The sequence below is a fragment of the Brevibacillus sp. RS1.1 genome (assembly GCF_013284365.1).
Lineage (GTDB): Bacteria > Bacillota > Bacilli > Brevibacillales > Brevibacillaceae > Brevibacillus > Brevibacillus brevis_D.
In genome coordinates, this window is the sequence record NZ_JABSVA010000001.1 from 1,018,026 (window position 1) to 1,039,266 (window position 21,241).

General features: G+C 47.9%; 1 protein-coding gene (running past one end of the window). It reads right to left on the reverse strand.

Going from position 1 to position 21,241, the window contains the following annotated elements:
• A protein-coding gene (locus HP570_RS04675) for a non-ribosomal peptide synthetase (protein WP_173625020.1) crosses the window boundary here: on the reverse strand, positions 1–21,241 show its 3' portion. 209 nt of this gene lie beyond the right edge of the window; 21,241 of the gene's 21,450 nt are visible here — the last part of the coding sequence; its start codon lies off the right edge, out of view; it ends in the stop codon at positions 1–3.

Sequence of the window (21,241 nt, forward strand, 5' to 3'; positions counted from 1 at the left end):
TTATCCCTCCACTATTTGTCGCTTCCAAATACTGATCGTATGGTTGGGTTTCTCTTCACGGTAGACGTCAAATCGGTTTAACGTCGGAGGTGCAATCGAATGTCGTTTGTTCGGAAGTGAGACGGTCTCCTCCCAGGATTGTAAAACGACGTTGGCGTTGGTTCCCCCATCCGCAAAACAATTAATCGCTGCTATTCTGGGCGAATCGTTCCATTCAGAAAGCTGTCGCTGAAAATAAAAAGGCGTTGACTCCATAGGGAAATGAGTCATCGGCTCTTGCCCTGACAGGAACGGAACCAATTGTCGGTGTTTGAGCATCAGCACGACTTTTATCAAACTGGCAATCCCTTCTGCACATAATGGATGACCGATATTTGGCTTGATCGATCCTAATCCGCAAGCCTCCGTATGAGATGAGCGATAGACAGACTGAATGGCTTTGAGTTCAAGTAAATCTGTAACCTCTGAACCTGATCCATTCGCTTCGATATAACTGATTTGTTCCGGCTTCACGCCAGCTTTAGCCAGTGCCGACTGCATTACCTCTTTTTGGGCTTGCAAATTCGGGGTGGCAGGACCTGCTGTTCGTCCATCATTGTTGACCGCTACTCCCTTGATGACGGCATGTATTTCATCCCCATCAGCCAGTGCTTGCTCCACGGTCTTCAATAGAACCATTCCTACGCCTTCTCCCAATACGAGTCCGTCCGCACGCCTGTCAAAAATATGGAAGGCTGGCTCCTCGCTTAAAATTCCTCTTTGGTGGAACATCCGATGCGCTTCATCACCGTTTAAAACGTTAACCCCGCCGATGATAGCAGCCTTAATCTCTCCACTTCGAAGGGAATGAATCGCCATATTCATCCCGACCAGCGCTGAAGAGCATGCCGTATCGATGACCATACTCGGACCTCTAAGGTCGAAGTATTGGGAAATATTCGTAGCCAAATAGTTTTGTCCCACGGTCATAATCGGGTTTTGTGTTTGATGCAGACGATCTTCACTTGGGCGGTGATTACTTCTTGCCCCGATGTAGACGCCTACCGATTTTCCCTTGATGTCCTTCGGTGTGTATCCAGCCTGATGCCAAAGGTGAAGACTTTCCTCCAATACCAATAGCGCTTGCGGGTCCATCGCCTTGGCATCTTCTTTTGCAATCAGGAAGTAAGAAGGATCAAACGTCGTGATGTCGTCCAGAAGTCCCGCGTGATAGGAATTTTCATAACCCCAGCGTTCCTTGGGTACAGCACCAATGGCTGAACGGGCCTCCGCTAACAACTTCCAATATTCTTCCACGTTACGAGCACCCGGAAAACGACAAGAGAGCCCCACTACCGCAATGTCAGACGGATTTTGAATTGCTTCCCGATATTGCGCAGCCTGACTACTCGCCATTTGGCTTTTCACAGTCTCCCTACGGATGGGCTGACTCTTCGGATCGCGGTTCATTTCAGGAGGTGTCAGCTTCAGATCGTCAGTGATGGAATCGCCGTGATTGCTGGACAGCCATTCTGCAAGAGTTTCGATGGTGGGATACTCATATAAAATCGTCGGGTCCAACTCCTTGCCCAACCATTTACTGATCTCATTCATGACTTGAGCCAGTAACACCGAATCGATCCCATAGTCCGGAAACTCTTTGTCTATCTCCAATCTGGCAGGATCTATTTTCAGCTCCTTCGCAAACAGCTCAATCAATCTTGTTTTCGCTGTCTTCACACGATCCACTAAGCTTTGCGGCGGCTTCCCTGCTGGTGGACGACGAGATGACAGATTCGCTCCAGAAGCTTCTTGCTTTTTGTGTTGCATCAGCTGATGGGGTTCCCACAGTTCTTGGTTAATAGCTGCCGGGAAAACTACAGGACCAATCTTCTCCAAAAGAATATGATCCAGTAATCGCAGTCCTTGCTCGTCAGTGATGTGTACAAGTCCTGTTTGTTGATAGGCTTTGGTCGTAACTGCACCAATTCCCGTTTCCTTCCAACTCGGCCACTGAATGCTGATGATCGGGCAAGAATCCGCATGTGCGTAAGCAAAATAATCCATATAGGCATTGGCTAACGCGTAATCACTCTGTCCCGCTGCCAAGGACGGAATGACTGCCGAAGCAGATGAAAAGAGAACAAAGAACTGTAAAGGCTCGTCCTTGCAGATTTGGTAGAGCGTATGCAGCCCAGCCACTTTCGGTTGTAAAACTTGCTGAATTCCAGCCGTCGTTTTCCGAATAAAGGCAGGATTTTGATCATCGCTAAAACCTGCGCAATGAATCACCCCACCAATAGGACCCATCGTCTGTTTGATCTCGTGTACATACTGTTTCCAAGCCTCTTCATCAGTTAAGGATACAGATAAGACTTGAACCTGTACGCCTTGCACTTCCAAAGCTTGTACCGCCTGAATTTTCTTTGCTACGGAAGTACTTTCGTGTTGATAATCTCCCCATTGCTCGCGCGGCGGCAGGCTTTCTCGCCCTGTGAGCACCAGTTTTTTGACACCATAATGTTCTACAAAATGCTTGGCACATAAATACCCTAGCCCTCGTGTACCGCCTGTAATCAATAAAACATGGTTCTCAGGGAATACAAGCGCTGGCTCCTGACTGTCGGCTACCATCTCTTCCTGAAGATAAGCGCTATAACGCTCACCCGATCGATAGCAAACCTCTGCTTCCTGATCATCCATGAAAAACTCTGCTGCAATCTGTTTCGCAAGTTCTTGTCCATCAGCCAATGGATCTACATCCACATGACGTGATTGCAGATGCTTATATTCACTTTGCAGCATCCGGTACAAGCCAACACGGGAGGCACCCCCCAAATGGACAGCGTCATTCTGAAAGGCCTCCACACCTTTTGTCACACCCAATAGCTTTATGCCTTCTTTATGACCATTCTCAATGAGCTGTTGCAGCCATGGAATCCAAGCCAGCGAATCGGTCTGCTGATGTCCACAACCGATCAAATCTACGATACCATCATAGTTTTTCCACTCCGTCTCATCCTGATGGAGTCGTGATTCAAGCTCGTTCAGCTCTATGATTTCACTCTTTGCGAAATGGTTGGACAGTTGAATCGCCAATTGCTTCGTTTCATCCGTTGTGAAAATACCGATCGTTCGATGAGCTACCTTGGCTGGCATCGCTGGGCAAGCCTTCCATTGCTTTTTCATGATGCGCATGTCTGGCTGAACGGGATGCTGCTCATATGTGGAGAGGGATGCTGCACCTGTAAATGACGTATGTCCACCAGGCACCCAATAAGCTTCTCTGCTAAATGGATAGGTTGGAAGACTGATCCGTCGAGGCTTTCTCTCCCCATACAAGCTGCTCCAGTCAATGTTTAGCCCTTTCACCCAAACATCCAGCAATTTTCCGTATTTGCCTTTGCTCATCCAAGAATCAATCATTTGCGGCATATCATCATCGGCTGCAAAGATTGCCAAGGTCTCTTTATGACGTTTTACCTGTCCGTGATACAGGTCCTCAATGTCCTTCTGTCTGCCTATGAATTGCTTTAATTTCTCTTCAAGTTCCATCATCGAGCCCGCGATCACAGCCAAACGTTCTTCCATCGCTTCTCGTCCCACTTGCAGGGTATACGCCATTTGAGCTAAATCCGCATCGGATAATCCCTGTTCTGAAATGGCTCCGAGCAGTCGTTGTACCCGTTGTTGAAGCTGCTCTTCATTTTTGGCCGATAAGAGAATCAACACAGGATTTTGCGGACTTGCCATTAAGGTAGGCTGCTCTTGCGTTTTTGGCATGTATTCTTCAATCACGACATGGGCATTCGATCCACCCGCACCAAAACTGCTCACACCGGCACGACGTGGAACTTCCCGTCCGTCAATGACCGGACGCTTCCACTCTGCTAGCTCTTGCTGAACAACAAAAGGTGTCACGCTGAAATCTATATTCGGATTGAGTACTTCAGCATGCAGGGATGGGGCTAATTGTCGATGCTTGAGCTGCAATAAAACCTTCGTCACCCCAGCAATACCCGCTGCACTCTCACAATGCCCGATGTTTGATTTCGCCGATCCAATGGCACAAAACTGTTTGTCATTTGTATACGCTTGAAAAGCCTTGGTTAAGCCCGTCATTTCAATGGGATCGCCTAAAGAGGTCCCCGTACCATGTGCTTCCAGATAGCTGATCGTCCGTGGATCGATCCCTGCTTTTTGGAAAGCACGTCCAATAACCCGAGCTTGGGCATTCGGGCTAGGCACATTGTAGCCATTGGTTTTTCCTCCGTGGTTAACGGCGGTTCCTTTTATCACACCATAAATTTGATCTCCATCGGCAATCGCTTTCGCCAGAGGTTTAAGCAGGACTGCTCCCACCCCCTCGCCAGGTACATACCCGTCGCCGCCAATGCCAAAGCTTTCGCATCGTCCCTTGCTAGATGCGAATTTGCCCTGTCCAAGCATCAAGTATTTATTAGGGTGAATCGAAACGTTGACACCACCTGCAATAGCAGCTTCACATTCCCCTTGCTGTAGACTTTGGCAAGCCAAATGAATAGTTGTCAGGGAAGAGGAACACATCGTATCGACCGCCATGCTAGGTCCATGGAAGTTGCAGAAATAAGAAACGCGATTCGCAATGGAGGCTGGACTTCCTGCCAGCGCCATCGGTCTGCCGAGCATCGTTTCCTGGGCTCCATAGAGCTGGTATTCTTCGTACATGACTCCGACATAAACCCCGACATTACCGCCTAGACCCATGCCAGGTGTTGAACCGAGAGATTCACGAGTATACCCGGCATCCTCTAACGTTTCATAGACGCATTCCAAGAACAAGCGCTCTTGCGGGTCCATGATTTCAGCCTCTCTTGGTGTGATATTGAAAAATAACGGGTCAAATTGATCCACACCGTCCAGGAAGCCCCCCCACTTGCTGTAGGTTTTTCCTTGTTTTTTCTTATCTGCATCAAAAAACAAGCTGTGATCCCAACGCTCTTCGGGAATTTCTGTGACACAATCCTTGCCATCACGCAGGTTATGCCAGAACTCATTCATGGTTCTCGCTTTCGGATAACGACCGGAGACCCCAATAATCGCAATGTCTAAGGCGGCGTTTGCTGGTTTGGTTTCACTCGTCGTTTCCTTCAACGCATTGCCTCTGCTCCTGCGTTTATGGATGATCGGTTTTGCCGTTGCAGCAACCGTCGTCGGTGCAACCCTCGATCTTTTACCAGGGGATACCGTTGGTGCTTCTTTTTCATCCATACCCAGGATACTCATCATCTGATCCTGATGCGATGCCAGGAAGTATTTCGCAATTTCTTCGATGGTTTGATATTCGAAAAATAACGTTTTCGACAACGAACCAAACGTTTTTTCTAATTCATTTGTTAATTGCATGACCATAATCGAGTCAATTCCGTACTTTTCCAACAAGGCATCTGCTTCAATCCGGTCTATCGGCAGCTTGATCACGGAAGAGACCAGCTTTTTGAAATAATAGATGGCTTTTTCCTTTGGCAAATGATAACTCGTTGGTTGTACAACGGGAGAAGCTTTGACTTCTTGTTCTGCTGTCTTCGGTCTTCCCACCACTGCTGCGTGGAGGCGTTGTAGATCTCCTTCCATTACCATCACCTGATCTTTTCGAGAAGCTACGGCTTCATAAAAAGCACGAATACCCGTCGCGGTCTGCAAAGAGGTCATTCCAACCTTTTGTTTCACCATCTCCTCAACTGCTTCATCTACTTGCATCCCGCCCTCTTTCCAGAGCGGCCAGTTGATGGAGACTGTTTGACCTTGACGTTGCTTTGCCTGCACTCGTTCATTCCGATCTTTCGCATAGCCATCCATAAAGGCATTCGCGCAAGCATAGTCTGCCTGACCACTATTTCCTATACTTCCTGCTATCGAAGAAAAGAGGACGAAAAAATCGAGAGGCTGATCTTTACTCGCCTCATCTAGATTCGTAAGACCCGCAACTTTTGGCGCTACCACTTGGCTCCATTCTTCTGTCGTTTTCTTGAGAATGAAGTTATCTCGCACGACACCCGCGCTATGGATAATGCCGTGAAGCCCTCCGAATTCCTGGTGAATGCTTTGGATGAGTTGGTGTACTTCCTGCTTGTCCGTCACATCAACTTGACGGTAGACAACCGTTGCCCCTGACCTTTGCAGATCATGAAGGATCGCTTGCTTATCTTCACGCAATGGTGAACGACCTGTGAGAATTAAGGTTGCCTGTTTCGCTTGAGTCGCGATTTCCCTTGCAAAAATCAACCCTAAACCGCCTGCCCCACCCGTAATCAGATAGGTTCCTTGCTCTCTCCACGGAATAGTGACCTCATCCTGCAATGGCTTGGTTTCGCACCAGCCCAGTACATAACGTTTGCCCGCTTGATAGCGAATTCGGTCATCCATTGGCTGGCAGGCATTCTCTTGCAGCTTGTTTACGATTTCTTCTGCATGTTCACCTGGGTTTAATTCAATGAATTGGCCGATTACATTTGGGTTCTCCTGCTGGGCTGTTTTCAGCAAGCCAGAAAGTCCGCTTACGTGTGCTTGCTCCGCTTTGTCGGGAACGACGACCTGCACTAACACTTTGCCAAGTATCTTTTGTTGAAAGATGCTTTGGATTTCCAAAAATACTCGGGAAGCATAGGCCTCGAATCTGTCGGCAATGGCATCCTGTTGGGATTGCAAAGGAATTAAGCGCACTTCGTTCATCTGTGCGGAAATACTCGCAAGCGACGATTCAAAGCCTTCCGCCATCATCACGATATGCTGTACATAGACAGGAGTCTCTGTATTTTGGACTGCTGCTTGCTCTTTCCAGCAAGGATGAACCATCAACATCGCTTGTGCCTCAGTTGTTTCGAAGTCTACCGCTTTACCGTCCAGCTTACGAGACGAAAATCGCTTCATTCTGACGCAAACGTTCCCTTGCTCGTCACATAAGTCAATATCCAGCTTCTGTACATGATCAGAAGCGTTGCTGCCATCACTGTAGCGAATATACGCCCACATCTGCGGCGTGCATGGACTGAAGATTTCCAGCTCATCCAGCGCAAAAGGCAAGATTGGCTTGAGCGAATCAAGCTGGTAATCGAAGCTGCTGTCATCAACCCCCATAAACAAGCCAATCGCCGCCTGTAAAGCAGAATCCATCATACTGGGGTGCAGCACAAACTGCTCTTCTGTCCCCAAAACAGCGAAAGGTAGGGACAGCTTTGCCAACACTTGCTCCATGCCCTTATGCACTTGCTCGATTCCTTGTAGCGCTGGACCATAATGGATTCCCATTCTCTTATAACCGTCATAGCATTGGCTGCCGCTCAAGATGCCATGGTCGCATGCGGCTTGTAACGCAGCGAGATTAAGCGTCGGCGTCTCGGCAACCGTATGGAATCCAGCACTTCCTTGACTATGCACAATCTCTTCTGCTTCATTTTCTGCATGCTCACTGAAAATTCGATAGCCAATCTCCCCACTATCCTCGAGCTGAAGACCAATGTGAACGTCGACTGGCTGATCATCGACAGCAATTGGCTTAGCCCACACAATATTTGTGAGCTTCAAGCTATTCTGTCCCGCTTTCAAGGCTCTCGCTGACTGATCGATTGCTTCGCGTGCCATTTCAAGATAGGCAACACCCGGTAAGAGCTGCTGACCATTCACAACATGATCTACCAAGAAGAATTCCTGTCCACGGAAGGTGGAACTATACCGCTGTTCCAATAATTCGGACGTATTTTTCTGGAGCAATGGGTGAAGGAAGAGCGACCCTTCTGACGCCGCTGCCACTTCGCGCGCAAATTGCGTATCCATCTGAGGAATCCAATAACGTTCTCTTGCAAACGGATACGTAGGCAGGCTCATGCGCCGAGGCTTCTTCTCACCGTAGAGCTTGTCCCAATCAACCACGCCTCCATTTACCCATAGATCAAGCAGCTTGGTGTATTTTCTTTTGCTGATCCAAGCATCGATGGCCTGTTTCAAATCTTCATCCGCTTCAAACACGGCGATTGTCTTTTTGTTGCCTTTCACCTGTCCACGGAATACATCTGGAATTCTTTCCTGTCCATCTACAAATTGCGTCAGCTTTTCCTGAAGCTCTTGAATGGAGCTGGCCATCACACCCAGTCGCTCTTCCATGGCTTCTCGCCCAATTTGAAGCGTGTAAGCAATATCTGCTAAGTCCATGTCAGAAATGGTCCGATCCTTGATCACCGCTAACAATCGCTGTGCCTGTTCGTGGAGCTGGCTTTCATTCTTCGCTGACAGGAGAATGATCGCTGGATTTGCGTGACTTACTTGGATAGCTGGACGTTTCTCATCGTCTGGAATGTACTCTTCCAAAACGATATGAGCATTCGAGCCACCCGCACCAAAGCTACTCACACCGGAGCGTCTTGGAATTTCCTGACCGTCAATGACAGGACGTTTCCACTCCGCCAGCTCTTGCTGGACGACAAACGGAGTCGTGCTAAAATCAATATTCGGGTTTAGCACCTCCGCATGCAAGGATGGTGCTAGCTGTCCGTGTTTGAGCTGTAACAGGATTTTCGTAATCCCAGCAATTCCCGCTGCGCTCTCACAATGCCCGATATTGGACTTCGCTGATCCGATGGAGCAAAACTGCTTGTCAGTTGTGTACGCCTGGAAGGCTTTGGTCAAGCCTGCGATCTCTATCGGATCTCCTAAAGAAGTACCTGTACCGTGGGCTTCCAAATAACTAATCGTCCGCGGATCAATTCCTGCCTCCCTCAAGGCACGCCCAATTACGCTCGCTTGTGCATTCGGGTTCGGTACGGTATAACCATTTGTTTTGCCGCCATGGTTAATAGCGCTTCCTTTAATCACACCGTAAATTTGATCTCCATCAGCGATTGCTTTCGCCAGAGGTTTAAGCAGCACCGCGCCGACACCCTCACCGGGCACATAACCGTCGCCGCCAAGCCCAAAGCTTTCGCATCGTCCCTTGCTGGAAGCAAATTTCCCCTGTCCGAGCATCAAATATTTATTCGGGTGAATGGAAACATTGACTCCACCCGCAATCGCAACCTCGCATTCACCGCGCAGCAAGCTTTGGCAGGCAAAATGGATGCCCGTTAGCGAGGAGGAACACATAGTATCAACAGCTACGCTAGGACCATGGAAATTAAAGAAGTAAGAAACACGGTTCGCTACAGATGAGAAGCTTCCGCCAAGGGCCATTGGTCTGCCCATCATGGTTTCTTGTGCACCATACAGTTGATACTCTTCATACATGATACCCACATAAACACCGACATTACCCCCAAGTCCGAAGCCTTGGGACGAGCCAAGAGATTCGCGGGTATAACCTGCATCCTCTAAGGTTTCATACACACACTCCAGAAATAAACGTTCCTGCGGGTCCATGATTTCTGCTTCCAGAGGAGAAATGTTGAAGAACAGCGGATCGAATTGATCCACACCGTCTATGAAACCGCCCCATTTGCTGTAGGTTTTCCCCCGTTTGTTCTTATCCTCATCAAAATACAGACTGTGGTTCCAGCGCTCTTTAGGGATCTCCGTAATGCAATCCTTGCCATCGCGCAAATTGTTCCAGAACTCTTGGATATTCCGCGCTTTCGGATAACGTCCAGAAACCCCAATGATCGCAATGTCCAAAGCTCCTGCTCCTTTTGCTGGTTGGGTTTCCTTCTGTGTTGAGATGAACCGCGAGCCTTTGCGATTGCTTCCGCGATGGCTATTCCTTTGCCTTTTCGACGTGTTCTCTTCTGTTGACACGGTTGCAGTTTCTCGGGTAACAACTGTTTCCTGCTGTTCCGTAAGACCCAAGACTTCAATGAATTTGTCTCGATAGGAATCCAGGAAATATCCAATCAATTCTTGAATCGTTTGATACTCAAAAAATAACGTTTTCGGCAGCGAGCCAAAGCTTTTCTCTAGTTGGTTGGTTAATTTCATGGAGAGAATCGAATCAATTCCGTATGTCTCCATCGCGGCATCTTCTTCGATTCGATTCACAGGCAGTTGCAAAACCTCGGCAAATTCCTTTTTCACAAAATGAGTTGCTTTCTCGTGGAGAACATTATTTTCCACTCTGGTTGTCACTTGTTTTTCATTTGGCTCTACCTTGGTTGGTGTGATCGATGCCACTGGTTGCACCTGTTTGACCAGCGTGTCTTCAAATTCTTCCAGTAAATAGAATGCTAGCTGCTGAAGCGTCGAACACTCCACGAAAACAGTCGGAGTTAGCCCAATGTGATATTGCTGACTGAGCTTGTTGGCGAATTCAGTCAGTAGAACCTGATTAAATCCGAGTTCAGACAGCTCTACTTTGCCATCAATATCCGTGGTTGGAACCTGAAGCAACTCCGACACGGTTTGCATCAAAGCCAATTCCACTTTTTTCAACAGGCTACTGGTATCCGCTGTTACCGAATGCTTCGATTGAAAACTATTGACTGGCGTTTGCAAAAACAGTGTTTGCTTGAGCTTCGCCAGATCACCTTCCATCACCATGACCTGTGATTTTCCAGAGGCTAAGCCTTGGTACATAGCTGCAATCCCCGTCGCAGTTTGCATAGCGACTACTCCTCTGCTATGCTCCAACATGTCTCCGGCCTCTGCGTCAGCCTGCATTCCGCCCGCTTTCCACAGCGGCCAATTCATGGACAATGTCTGTCCGTGACGTTGCTGTAACGCAACCAATCCATTGCGATAGTGGGCAAATCCGTCCATAAAGGCGTTAGCGCACGCATAGTCTGCTTGTCCGATATTCCCCAAGCTGCCAGCCACCGAGGAAAACAGCACCAGGAAATCCAGTTCTACATCTTTGCTGGCCTCATCCAGATTGATTAGACCCGTAACCTTCGGACCCTGAACCGTTTGAACTTCCTCTCTGGTTTTCTTGAGGATATAGCTGTCACGAAGCACGCCAGCACTATGAATAATGCCATGAAGACGCCCATAGTCCTGTTGAATCGTGCGGATCAATTCTGCCATTTCCTGTTTCTGCGTCACATCAACTTGGCGGTATTCAACTCTTGCCCCCAATTTAATCCATTCTTGGAGTTTACGTTGCTTCTCCTGATCCAATGGGGAACGTCCTGTCAGAATCAGGTTCGGCTTTTGAACCTTCTGTACAATTTCGTTGGCAAAAATATAACCCAGTCCACCTGCCCCGCCCGTGATGAGATAAACCCCACCGTCTTTCCACGGAATGCTCGTTTCTTGTAGAGCATCGAGTTCTACCCACTCAGCTACATATCTCTTTCCAGATAGATATCGAATCTGAACATCCAATGGACTGCGTACATTCTCCTTTATTTTTTCAGCAATCTCGAATTCGTTGTCGCCCGATTCTATCTCCATTACCTGTCCAATCAGGTTAGGATTCTCCAATCTCGCCGTTTTCAGCAACCCGGAGAAAGCGGTGAAAGACGGTTGTTCTGCTTCCATGGGAACGACAATCTGAACCAATACCTTACCGCGTACTTTTTGCTTGAGAACCCCTTGAATTTCCTCCAATATCTGCGTCGTATAATCAATGAAACGCTCGGCAATGCCTTCTTTGGCGGATTGTAAAGGAAGGCAGCGGACTCCATTCAAGTTGGATTGAAGATTGTTCCAAGTATTGCGATCCGGTTCAACCATCATCACGATCCGCTGTGTATAGTCAGGGGCTTCGGCGTTGCTCACAACCGCTTTTTCCTTCCACTCAGGATGAACCAGCAGTGTTCCGAGCTTCCCTTTGGAATCCATCGCCTCTACTTCACCTTCCAGCACTCGTGCCGAGAAGCCCTGCATACGCACGCAAACTGTTCCTTGGTCGTCACACAAATCAATATCTACCTTCTGTACCTTGTCTTTCGTCCTATTGCCGCCAGCCTGTCGAATCCATACCCACATCCGCGAAGAGGTTTGGCTAAAAATGCATAGCTTCTCCAGTGCAAAAGGTAGGATTGGTTTCAGAATCGCTGTATCGCCTGTGCCAAGCAATAATCCGATAGAGGACTGTAAGGCCGAATCCAGCATGCTCGGATGCAAGACGAATTCTCCTTGCGTCTCGGCAACTTTGGAAGGAATGGCTAACTTGGCCAATACTTGTCCTTCTCCCACGTACACTTGCTCAATTCCTTGCTGGGCTGGCCCATAGACAAGTCCCATTGTTTGAAAGGCTTCATAGCACTCACTGGCATGAAGCGTACGATAGCTGCATTGGGCTTTGAGCGCATCGAGATTATGCGTGGGTGCAGCAGTGATCCCTGCAAACACCACACTCCCTTGACTGTGTACCACCGATTCGGTCTCTACTTGCGGTTCGCTGTATATTTCATAACGAAGGTCGCCGTTATCCTCAGGATAAATCCCGATGTGTACCTGAACAGGCTTGTCTTCCACCACTATCGGTTGCGCCCAGACAACATTTTTCAGCTCCATCGCGTATTGCTCGTCTTCCAACGCTCCCGCTGCGAGATCCGCAGCTGCTCGAGCCATCTCCAGATAAGCAACCCCAGGCAGAATTCTCTTTCCTTTTACAACATGATCCGATAAAAAGAATTCCTGACCATCAAAAGTAGAGCTGAATCTTTGTTCACGGAGATCCGAAGTATTTTGATGCAGCAAAGGATGCAGGGAAGCAGTCAGACCAGGCATACTTTTTGTGTGAATAGACGTCTGTGTCTTCGGTTTGGGCAGCCAGTAATGCTCTCTGGCAAAAGGATACGCAGGCAAGCTGATCCGACGAGGCTTTTTGTCGTCATAAAGCTTATTCCAGTCCATATGCAAGCCCTTCACCCAGAAATCGAGAAGCTTGACGAATTTTTTGCGTTGCATCCATTTTTCAATCGCTTCTTGCAACTCTTCATCGCCTGCAAAGATGTCTGCTGTTTCCCTGCTGCGCTTTGCCTGACCGCGATAGAGGTCGACAATGCTGTCCTCACCTGCAAGAAAGCTGCGCAACTTCTCTACCAGCTCTGAAAGCGAGCTCGCCATCAGGGCCAGGCGTTCTTCCATTGCCTCGCGTCCCACTTGGAGCGTATACGCAATATCCGCCAAGTCCACATCTGTAAAGGATTGCTCCTCAATCGACGCTAACAGTCTCTGCACTTGTTCGATGAGACGCTCCTTATTCTTTGCCGACAGAACAATGATCGCCGGATGTTGCGGACTGACCGTGATCGACGGGCGTTCCTTGACCGCAGGAATGTATTCCTCAATCACAACATGTACATTGGATCCTCCTGCACCAAAAGAAGAAATCCCGGCAATTCTCGGGAATTCTCTCAATACACCATTCACTTCCATTAGCGGTCGTTTCCATTCAGCCAGGTCCTGCTGAACGACAAATGGCGTTTTCGAAAACGGAATATTCGGATTCAGCTCTTTCGCATGCAGACTTGGGACCAGCTGTTGATGCTTCATTTGCAGCAAAATTTTTGCCACTCCTGCTATTCCAGCCGCCGCTTCCAAGTGACCAATATTGGATTTCACAGAACCAATCGCACAAAATCCCGTATCCTGCGTATCTTTGCGGAAGGCTTGGATGAGCCCCGAAATTTCAATCGGATCGCCAAGCTCCGTACCTGTTCCGTGCGCTTCGATATAGCTTACGGTCTTGGCATGAACACCTGCCTTATCCAGTGCCTGACGAATCAGCTCTCCCTGAGCAGTTGGATTCGGTACCGTATAGCCATTCGTTTTTCCGCCGTGATTCACGCTGGTTCCACGAATCAATCCATAGATATGGTCGCCATCCGCTATTGCCTTCGACAGGGGTTTGAGCAGCACTGTACCTACGCCTTCTCCCGGTACAAAACCGTTTCCGCCTTGCCCAAAGCTTTTGCATTGTCCATCCACGGACAGCATATGCAGTGCTGACAAGAAGACATAGCTGGAAGGATGCAGATACAGGTTGACTCCACCAGCAATCGCCAGTTCACAATCCCCGTTATACAGATGCTCGCATGCTTCATGAATCGCGGTGAGCGAAGCGGAGCACATCGTATCAATCGGCATACTCGGACCTTGGAGATTGAGGAAATAGGAAACACGATTCGTCAGTGAGCTAAACGAGGTGTGCGGGTAAATCAATTCACCCTGCTTCCATAAATCAGGTCCATACAAGCTGAATCCGGTTTTGGTAATCCCGCCAAACACTCCGACTCGTCGATTGTACTTTTCGGCAAGCTGTTGTCTCGTATAACCTGCATCCTCCAGCACTTCCCAGCATGACTCCATAAACAAACGTTCCTGCGGATCAAAATGCATCGCTTCCCACGGCGACATATTGAAAAAGAGCGGGTCAAAGTCAGCGAATCCGTCTACAAAGCCGCCCCATTTGCCGTAGCTTTTGCCTTCTGCCACAGCTTTGTCTGGATCAGGTTCGAAAAAGCCATCCAATGACCAGCGTTCTTCCGGAATTTCCGTAATGCAATTCTTTCCAGACTTCAGATTCTCCCAATACTCGTTCAACGATCGCGCTTTTGGATAACGACCGCTCATTCCAATAATGGCAATCGGCTCCCGCGCTATCTGCTTTTCTGATTGCACAGCTACACTGCGAGTCGGTTCATGGCTGGCTGTATCACGTTCGTTTTGCACCAGTGGTGTTGGAGTTCCACGATTGACCGCACCCTGACGATCTAGCCCCGTCCACTTCATGCATTCTGGCAAGTGATCAGCGACGAGATAATCTGCAAGTGTGTCAAGCGTCTGACATTCATACAGGATGGTCTTGGACAATTCGCTAAAGACATCGCCTAGCTTTTTGTTCAGCTGGATCACCATAATCGAATCAATTCCGTATGTTTCGAACGGTTCATCGACAGCGATTTTACCTGCTCCAAGCCTCGTCTCTTGACCGAACATCATTTTTAGCTGATAGAGCGTTTTCTCTTTTAACATGCCTGTATCGACTGAAAGATTCGCATCCTGCATCGGTGTGGAATCGAGCTGCGACACGGCAGGAGTACCTAGCAACTGTTCCTTGAGTGTTGGCAGATGACCTTCGATAACCAGCATCTGCTCAGAGCCGGAAGCCACCCCTTGATACAGCGCCTGTATCCCGCTTGCAGTCGGCATCGCTACCATGCCTCTAGTCTCCATAATCTTCTCTGTCGCTTCATCCACACGCATACCGCCATCTCTCCACAGCGGCCAATTGAGGGAGATTGTTTGGCCTTGACGTTCACCTGCTTTCACCAAACCACTACGATACTTGGCGTATTGATCCATAAAGGCATTGGCAGTAGCATAATCGGCTTGCCCTGCATTACCAAAGCATCCCACGCCAGAGGAGAAGAAAATAAAGAAATCAAGCGCCATATCCTTGCTTGCCTCATCGAGATGCACCAGTCCAGAAACTTTCGGCGCCAGCACTTGCGCCACTTCATCCACTGTTTTTCTAATGATGAAACTGTCGCGAATGACTCCCGCACTATGAATGATGCCTGTGAGGCTACCAAACTCTTGCTTGATGCCTTGGAGTAAATCTTCTACCGCTTGCTTTTGTGTGATGTCAGCTTGACGATATTGAATATTGGCTCCCAGTGCTTTCAACTCGCTGTATTTGGCTGTCTTTTCTTTATCCAAGGAAGAACGACCCGTGATAATCACCGTCGCTCCCTTCGTTTGCTGCGCGATTTCCTTGGCAAAAATCAAGCCTAATCCACCTGCACCGCCCGTAATCAGATAAACGCCATCATCTTTCCATACATGCTCCGCTTGCCCGGAAGCTTTCATTTCTTTCCAGCTGCTCACCCATCGCTTGCCATCCTGATAACGAATATGCTTACTTTTCTCATCGGTGCTGTTTTGTTGCAGCTTATGAACCAATTCCGTTGGATTGTCCTCTGCCTGTACTTCAATCAGCTGTCCAATCAGCTTGGGATTCTCCAAGTGCGCCGTTTTCAGCAAACCTGAGAGAGCCGAGAAGCATTGTTGTTCCTCTTTGGCAGGCACAACAAGCTGCAGCAGCACTTTTCCCTTTGGTTTATTGGCAAGGATTCGCTGGATTTCCGTGAATGCCTGGACGGCATAGGCATGGAACCGTTCCGCGATACTTTCCTGCTGCGATTGTGGTTGTAAGGCCAGGCAGCGCACTCCGTTCATTTCGGATTGGATACGCTCTTGGAATTCCTCTTTCCATTCACAAAGGATCACGAGATGCTCTGCAAAAGCAGGTGAGTCAGCTTTTTGGCTGATCTCCTGTTCGTTCCAGCACGGTTGGAGTAGTAGGGTTTCTGGCGTTGGCGTTGTTGAAGAGATTGGCGCAATCTGTACAGAAGCCGCTACCGACTCCTTGTACACATTCTCAGGAACCCCATAGGATTCCTCAGCAAAAGGATAGGTAGGCAGACTGATACGGCGCGGTTTTGCATCGCTGTACAGGACTTCCCACTCGATATCCAGACCCTTGCTCCACAGCTCGGCTGCTTTTTCTCCATTCCCTTCTGCAAACAGCTTGGTAAATAACTCACGATTAGACCCATTCTTTTTCAATAAGGAGACTTCGTCGCTTGCTTGTCTTGTATTCCCTTTAAAGCTACCCGCTGTTTGTTCCGCTCCACTCAAAAGGTCACTCAGCTTTTGAATGAGTTCTGCTGTATCTTTGACAATAAAAATAGCCCTGCTCTCCATCGCTTCCCTTCCTACTTGGAGAGTATAGGCCAAATCTGCTAGATGGACTCGTGCCTGATTCCCTCTAAGGAAATCAACGAGTTGCTGGGCATATGCCAGAACACGATCATCGTTTTTGGCTGATAACGGCACGAAATAAACGCGGTGATTGTTATCATCACTCACGTTGATATGCTTAGCTTCTGTCCCAATCTTCCATTGTTCAAAAATCGCATGAGCATTCGTCCCGCCAAGGCCAAATGAACTTAACGCCGCTCTGTGGGGAACAGGTGCATCCTCCCATTTTTTCAGTGTATCAACCACATAAAACGGCGATTGATCCAAATTGATATTCGGATTCGGCTTTTCATAGTTTAGCGAAGGAGGAATTTCATTATGGTATAAGCTCAATGCTACTTTAATGCAGCCTGCTAACCCTGCGGCTGTATCGAGATGTCCAATATTGGTTTTCACCGATCCAAGTCCGCAGTACTTTTTATTGGATGTGTATTGTGTATAGACTTCATTGAGCGCCGCGAATTCTATTGGATCGCCTAAATAAGTACCCGTTCCATGCGCTTCGATATAGCTAATCGTTTCAGGATGTACCTTGGTGTCCTCTAATACTTGCTGAATCACCTCAGCCTGACCTTTTATACTTGGCGCATAAAATCCGACTTTATCTCCCCCGTCATTGTTGATGCGAATTCCTCTCATGAGGGCATAAATATGATCGCCGTCCTTGATCGCATCGGAAGCTTTTTTGAGGACAACCACGCCGACTCCCTCTCCACCGATCATACCGTCTGCTGACGCATCGAACGTCTTGCAGTGACCATCACTGGAAAAGTTCAATCCAGCTTGATAGACATACCCTGAATAAGTCGTAGGGAAAATCGTTGCGCCCCCTACTAAAGCCGCCTTCGATTCCCCCGATTGCAGGCTGCGATAAGCCAAATGCAAGCCTACCAATGAGGAGGAACAATTGGAATGGACGGCAAAGCTCGGCCCCTTTAGCCCCATTTTATGAGAAATCATCGTGGGAATCGTTCCACCTTGCGCCAAAACCCACGAGACATATTCATTGGGGTCTTTCATGACATTCGGTGATTCCTTAGTGAAATGCGGCAAAAGTGCTTGATAATAACTATTGCTCGCCGACATAAATACACCCGTCTGCGGAACCTGCTTTGGTGTATACCCTGCATCCTCCAATGCTTTCCATGAATGGGTCAATAACAGCCGAAACTGCGGGTCCATAAATTCTGCATCTCTAGCTGAAAGGTGAAAGAATCCTGGATCGAAGTGATCCTTTCCTTCTATGGTGGACTGCACCGGAATAAAGTTCGGGTTCTGTAAGTATTCATCAGGCAGGTGTAATTGATCGATTTCCTCATCAGAGAAGAAACGTACACTCTCTACGCCGTTTCGTAAATTCTCCCAAAACTCTCTATGATTTTTCGCTCCCGGGAAGTGGCAGGAGATACCAATAATCGCGATGCTATCCTCATAATAATCCGGATAAGACTCCTCCGCTTGTCCATCGCTATATGCCGTTGTCTCGTTCGAATTGGCAAAATCCATTTGCTCATCCGATTCATTCTCTTTCCTTGCCGCGATATATTCGCTAATCTCTCGAATATTGACGTACTTAAATAGAGTAGTCACATTTAGATCGCACTGAAACTCTTCCGTCATTTTGGCGACAACCATGGTAGCGAGAATCGAGTCTCCGCCCACATCGAAAAAGCCATCTTCTGAACTGATCCCCTCTACATTCAGGACATCCTGCCAAATTTTCAAAGTCCTTTGCTCTATATCAGATTGCGGAAGGCTCTGCTTCTTCGCCTGTGTGACCACAAGCTTTTGATTTAGCAGCTCTGTGCGATCCACTTTTCCATTAGCGGTTAACGGGATTTTATCCATGGAAACAAAAAATGCCGGGAGCATATACTCTGGCAAATTCCTTCTCAAATAATCCCGTAATTTTGAAGGCTCAAGCCGTTCATGGTTCGGATCTGCTTCCGGAACATAATAAGCAACCAACCGTTTATGATCTCCCTCTTCTTTCACCAACACGACAACGCTTTGAATCTGCGGATGAGCCATTAGTTGACTCTCGATCTCACCCAATTCAATCCGAAAGCCTCGAATTTTTACTTGATGATCGATTCGACCTAAATACTCAATCGTTCCATCAGAGAGCCAACGTGTTACATCACCTGTTTTATACAGCTTGGTTCCCGGTGTAAACGGGTTATCTACAAACTTCTCTGCGGTCAGCTCTGGGCGATTCAAATATCCGCGAGCCAAGCCTTTTCCTGCAATACAAAGCTCTCCTGGCACACCAACTGGCACGGGATTCATATGGCGATCAACGATGTAAAGTTTCGTATTTGCGACAGGTCTACCAATCGGTGTATTGCTGCTAACCAGTTCATTTTCAGAGCAGGAGAACCATGCCGCATAAATAGAGGCTTCTGTTGGTCCGTAAATATTTTCGATCTTCGCCTTTTGAAAAGTCGCAACCGTCCTTTTCACCAACTCTTTTGGAAAGGCTTCTCCTGCAACCATCACATATTTAAGCGGACAATGCTCCATGAATCGCTGATTCGCTGCAACGCCGTTGACGAAGACATTCAGCATCGCTGGAACAAAATTGACATGCGTCACGCGATGCTTCACGATCGATTCCGCTAACATTTCTGGTGACTTCTCGCCATGTGGCGGTAGAATGACCAGATGTCCTTTACCAATGAACCAACCAAACAGCTCAGACAACGAAACATCAAACACATAGTTGGTTTTCAGCAAATAAACTTCGTTCTCCATAACCGGATAACGAGCTTCCAGGAAAAAGAGGGTGTTGATGATACTTTCATGACTCACCATGACCCCTTTGGGTTTCCCTGTGCTTCCGGATGTATAAATCACATAAGCCAGATTGGTTGGGTTTACTACTCGGTTGAGCTTTGTTTGTCGCTGAGCTGTCTGCTCAACTTCTTCCCAATCCCTGTCTAACACGATGCATTTCGTACTTTCTCCTGCGGCTGAAGATACCTTGTCCAAAAGGCGAGCCTGGGTAAGCACCATAGTGCTCTTGCTGTCTTCTACCATGTACGCCAACCGCTCTGTGGAATAGGTTGGGTCCAATGGAACATAGGCTGCGCCAGCTTTCAGAATGCCTAAAATGCCGATGACCATTTCCAAAGAACGTTCGACACAAATTCCTACTGTAGCTTCCGGACCTACTCCCTTAGCCTGCAAAAAGATCGCCAGCTTGGTAACCCGCTCATCTAGTTCACGGTAGGTCAACGACTGCTTTTCATAAACAACTGCCACAGCATTTGGCGTTTGTTGAACTCGCTTCTCAAACAAATCATGGATGCATAACGCCTGCGGGAATGCCTCTTCCGTCGCATTCCACTCAACGAGCAGCATGTTTCGTTCTTCCGCAGAAATAAGTGGAATCTCATCCAAAGCGATGTCAGGATTTTTGATGACTGCGTTTGCGATATTTTGATAATGCGCGGCCATCCGTTGTATCGTCGCTTGATCAAATACATGCGGATTGTATTTCAAATTCAGTACAAACTCGGCTTCCTGCTCAAACACCTCTAACTCAAATTCATACTCACCCTCTTGATGAACGCCGTCAATCAATTCGATGGCAAGCTTGTTTTGACATTCATCATAAAAGCGCTGCAAGTTTTGCGATTGCAGAAAATTTTGGTACGTAAAGATGATAGCGAATACGGGTGAATTTCCATGAAGTCGAGGAATATTTGCCTCGCGAACCATCGCTGGAAAAGGATAGACAGCGTGATCCATCCCGTCGATCAGCGTAAGCTGCAATTCCCGAACGAACTGGGAGAAAGACTTTTCCCCCGTTACCTGACTGCGAATGAGAATCATATTGACAAAATAACCAATCAGAGAATCGAATCTCTCTTCTGGACGTCCCATCGTCGGCATTCCGACAATCACATCCGTTTGACCTGTATAGCGATACAATAAGGCTTTAAATATCCCTAACAAAAGAACAGATGGGTTCATACGGTGATGCTTGCAGAGCTGCTTCACCCGCTGACTCAAATCTCGTGAAAATACGTGCGTATAAACCTGCCCCTCAAAGCTTGGTGCGGAAGAACGTGGGCGATCGGCAGGAAGCTCCAATTGTGGAAACGTCCCTTTCAATTGCTCCAGCCAGTAAGAACGATGTTCTCCACCTTCCGCACTTGCCATCATGTCCTGTTCCCATTTTACGAAGTCAGCGTAATCCGTTGAATTCAGTGTTACTTTTGGCTGCTTTCCTTCAACCAGCTCGATATAGGTTTGGACCAAATCTTGCAGGATTAACAAGGAGGAATGTCCGTCAAAGATCATATGATGGACCGTAAACAGCACATAATGCTCTTCTTCTGAACGCGACAATAGATGAATGCGGAGTAAAGAACCCTTTTCCAATGAAAAGGGCTCTTTTACTTTTTGTCTGAGATACGGCAAAACATCTTGGGACGTTAGACTTGAGATGTCGTCCTCCTCAATGGCAAGCGATTGCTCTAGACGTTGAATGAGATACGGAACACCCTGCTTTTCCATAATCGAACGCTGTAAAATCGGATGCTGTTTCCAGACATGAAGGCAGGCCTGTTTAAATAAGGCT